Origin of the sequence: Aneurinibacillus danicus (assembly GCF_007991215.1) — a bacterium.
Taxonomy (GTDB): domain Bacteria; phylum Bacillota; class Bacilli; order Aneurinibacillales; family Aneurinibacillaceae; genus Aneurinibacillus; species Aneurinibacillus danicus.
This window is the reverse complement of sequence record NZ_BJXX01000198.1, coordinates 1-4,305: the sequence shown is the minus strand read 5'-3', so window position 1 is coordinate 4,305 and position 4,305 is coordinate 1. Positions and strand designations below refer to the sequence as shown.

Below are 4,305 nucleotides of genomic sequence, written 5' to 3'. Positions count from 1 at the left end.
GACGACTTTTATATTTTATCAAACTCAGGCGTTTTTCACAATACCTTTTTTTGATTTTTATTTTTCCAATTTCTTCGTCGTTTTTAATGGCGACAAGAGATACTATATCATCCCTCGGGTATAGAGGCAAGTGTTTTTTATGTATTTCAGTCTGAATTTCTTCTCTAACAAAAAAATTCTTCCACGATTTCACTTGGTCTGACAACATACAATGGACCACGTTTCGCGAAACGAAAGCCCGACGTCTGTGTGCGTCGGGCTTTTTGCCGCCTCTTGAATTTCTTTTACTCAATAAACGATTCTTTCGTCTGTAAATACCGGTATACCGCTACTGCCGTTTCCGCCTTGGTCACCTGACGACCAGGCTCGAACTGATTGTTGGCATTCGGTTCCATAATACGCAAAAGAGTGACTAGCGCTGCTTCCCCTTTCTTTTGAATAGTCGTGCTGTCCTGAAACTTTGCTTCAAAAACTCCTTCTTTCGCTGCCAGCTTTCCGTATCCTAATCCCCGAACAATCAGTTCCGCCAAAAACTCACGAGTAGCCGGTTCATTAGGACGTAGTTGCTTTTCCTCCCGCGGCAACAAACGCGTCTGAATTGCCCAATCAGCCGCCTGTCTAAGCTCGCTATTCTCCTCTACATCGGTAAAAAATGGCTCCTGCTGCGGCCCGTAATGCTCATACGGCTGACGCGCTGCCACGTAAAACACCTTCAGCGCCTCGCCGCGCGTCATTTTCTGATCGGGATTTACTTTTCCGTCTTTTGCTTCCAGCAAATTAGCATCCACCATTTCCTGTAATTCCCTCTCAAAAGGATGACCCGCAATATCAGTAACCGGTTGACCCGCATTGTTCACCGGCATCTGGCCATACGCTTTCCATTCACCCGTCCTGGCGTCCAGGTAACTTGCATTGTAATCGTAAAAATTCCCTTTCGTCTTAGCGGTAATGATATAGACAGGTTTTGCTTTGCGCACTTGATTTGCTCCTGCAGGTCCGAATGGCGGAAAAAGACTGTAGCGCAGCTCTGCCTGCAGCACCGCCATCGTCTTCTTTTTCGCTTCCTCCGGCTTGATTACATCGGTTGTAGCGGGCAGCGTTTGCTTCGACCAGGTCATATTATAATCTATAATATCTCCTGTATCCGCATCTACCGTCACCGTTGCCCCTTCCCCGACGACGCGGATGCCGTTCTCCTTGCGGACAAACGATACGTTATAATTCATCACTTTATTTAAATCACCGTCGAAATAGTTTGGGACTGCTTCCATCATATAAAGCGTATCCAGCCTTCCGGGCAGCACTTTTCTAACGAACGCTTCTGCCGTTTTTTCCGCCTGCTGCTTGTTGATATTTACTTTTATTTTATCCGGGTTCCCCATCTTGGCATCATAAGGCATACCATACTGAACATAACTAACCAATTCTCCGGTTTGAGCATCCAGCGAAGCGCGTACGTTCTTTCTGTCCCCTTGATTCTCAATCATAAATATCTCCCACAGCTTACGCTTGGCAGGGTAGCTTTCTTCCCTGTATCCTTTTTGCTGTACCTGCATCGAATCTTTCAGGATGCCAAGTTCTTTTAGCTTGGCCATCGCTCCCGCTTCATCCAAATTCCTATCTGAAGGCGGTGTCGTTTTAACGGCAGACAGCGCTTGATTTAACCCCGGAAGCGTGCCTATCTCCTTGCCATCCTGGGCTGAGATTTGCTTGCCCGTTCTGGCATCGATGAAAAGGCGCGGCACGACGCTATACATATCGGAAGACGCTTTTAGCTTCGGAGCGTATGCCAGCTCAATTTTACCGCCGGGGCGTGACATGTTCGGCAGATAGGCAAGCTCCATTTCAAGTTCCTGCTCAACGAGGCGAAGAATCTCGTCTCTGTTTTTCACACCGGCATCGCTTTCAAACTCGATGTTGTTCCACGTAAACTCTACGCTGCGCAGCTTGCCCTTTTTATCGTATGAGATACGAAGCCCTTGCTCGGATACGGGGATGCCATTGTCGTGCCGTTCAAAATATAGTGAATTTTCCATGTATGGCGTGCCGCCGCGCTTAAAACTTTCCAGCGATTCTTCACTTAGTTTCATTTGAGAAGCATAGCCGGCGTAATATTTATTAATAAGGGCATTCGCTTCTTTCACCAGCTTATCCGTGTTCAACTTTCCGGGCAGTATGCTATTTCGCTCCGTTTCCTTCGACCATTGATACGCATTTAAAATTGTCCCGTCCTGAGCATCGACAGAGACGCTAACCTGTCCAAAATCATCTTCCGGGCGCTCCAGTCCCCATGATAGTCTCCAGAATGTACGGCCTATAAATTTGTTATCTTCCAGTTCCACCTGGTTGTTAACGTATCCTTCCGGAATGGCCATAAATTCTTTGGCGATGCGAATTGCTTCTTCCCTGCTGATTTTTGTTGTTTTAACCGATTGAACAGTAGATTGAGAAGGCGCTTTCACTTCATCTGCCAGCACGTTATATGGAAGAATTCCGCCTGCTGAGATGGCCACAGCCAGCATAGAGCCCATCCATCTTTTTTTGGTTTTATTGGTCACTGCCTCTTCCTCCCTTGGCTTGTCTGCTTTCACTATCATTGACGAAACAGCAGAAAAAATAGTTCCAGTATTTTCATCTTCTAATAAAAAAAAACTCGCGGGCGTTGCCGCTCGTCCTTTTTCCACACAGGAGACAAGCGGCCGCTTTGCGGCCCTTCGGTCGGACCGGCAAAACATCCGGGTACCTCGAGGAGGGAGACTATTGCCGGTCTTTTTCTCCCTTCGGGCCACACACTCCACACGGAAAAAACAACGGCCAGCACACGCCTCGCGAGTTTTTTCCCGCTTACGAATGGAGGGAAAATACATTTCACTTTATCACTGTAAAGCGAAATATACTTTCCTATACATTAAAAAAACTTGCCTCTATACATGTATAGAGGCAAGGGAAAAGTTTAGACCCGCTCTTTCTTCAGCAGCAAAATCATCATCCAACTCATAAAGACAATCATCAACCACCAGAAAAATAGCATAAAAAACTCGGGTAAACTGTATTTGCTCGCTGTATCTACAGCATCTGTCTGTTCGTTCGGCGCAGGAGCGCCTGCTTCCAAGTGCTGCTCTTTCGTTAGTACGGATGGGTATTCCCGCGTCAGTCCCGAGGTCGTTTCAACGATAAGCCCGTTCTGCGGAACAATCCGAACTTTGAACATATCATCTTTCGGAATGGAGGCATATACCGTCTCACTGGCATAATAGCTGCCTTCTCCTTCGGATATTTTAGCGCCGGCTTTGAGAACGGGCACTGTTTTGTAATGTGAAAATCCGTAATCGAGCAGCTTAATGGCATCTTTATAAATTTGATTGCTGCTAGTTGCCTTGAGCAGCACCACGATGAGTTCAGTGCCGTTTCGTTCAGCCGATGTTACCAGAGTAAATCCAGATTGGCTAGTAAAGCCGTTTTTGATGCCGTTGGCACCCTGATAAGACACCAACATTTTATTATGGTTAACAAGCTCACTTTTCCATTCTTTCCCCTCCCACGGTTTTATCCGGGTACGAACAATTTCACGAAACTTTTCATTTTTCATGGCATATGCCGCGATTTTAGCCATATCGGCAGCAGTCGTTACATGTTCTTTTTCATACAAACCGCTCGGATTGGTAAAATTCGTATGATTGGCTCCAACCGATTGAGCGAACCGGTTCATCCGCTGGCTGAATGCGGTTACACTGCCGTCGATATGTTCTGCGATAGCTACGGCAGCGTCATTGCCCGAATTCATTAGAAGCCCGTATACTAAATCTTCCAATGGTTTCTGCTCACCTTCCGCCAGAAATATGCGCGTACCGTCCGTCTGACGGGCGTTGCGCGATACGACCACTTGATCGTCAGCCCTGCCTGATTCAAGTGCAATAATGCCTGTAGCAATCTTGGTAATGCTGGCGGGAGCCATTTCCTTCTCCTCATTCTTCTTATACAGCACATCCCCGGAGCGGGCATCGATTAGAATTGCAGCCTCGCTGTTTACGGACAACCGCTCGGCTTCTTTTTGCAAGGCCGAAGAATGCTCCGGCGCGACTACAGAAACGGCCAAGCCCCGCTCTGCCGGAAAACAAAGCTGTAGAATAAAAAAAAGCGTGAGTACAATTTTTATTGTATGTAAAAAAGAGCGTTTCATCGTTTTCATAAAAATAGTATAAATGCTGAGAAAAAACTGAGAAAGAGGAAAAAGTTATAATTTTGTCGACCTTTTCATGAGAAAAACTCGCGGACATTGCCGCTCGTCCTTTTTCTGTGAAAATC

At 46.5% G+C, this 4,305-nt stretch carries 3 protein-coding genes; all 3 read right to left on the bottom strand.

All coding sequences use genetic code 11. From position 1 onward, the window contains the following. The coding region (locus ADA01nite_RS22455) for a hypothetical protein (protein WP_218029590.1) at positions 1–208 on the bottom strand (208 nt) is incomplete at its 3' end. 76 nt (positions 209–284) lie between these two features. Further along, entirely contained in the window at positions 285–2,558 is a 2,274-nt protein-coding gene (locus ADA01nite_RS19905; protein WP_170230389.1) for a YcdB/YcdC domain-containing protein, read from the bottom strand. Positions 2,559–2,953: 395 nt separating this feature from the next. Next, positions 2,954–4,096 carry a D-alanyl-D-alanine carboxypeptidase family protein gene (locus tag ADA01nite_RS19900; RefSeq protein ID WP_170230388.1) on the bottom strand — a complete coding sequence of 381 codons (1,143 nt, stop codon included), beginning with the start codon at positions 4,094–4,096 and terminating at the stop codon, positions 2,954–2,956. Positions 4,097–4,305: the final 209 nt, after the last annotated feature.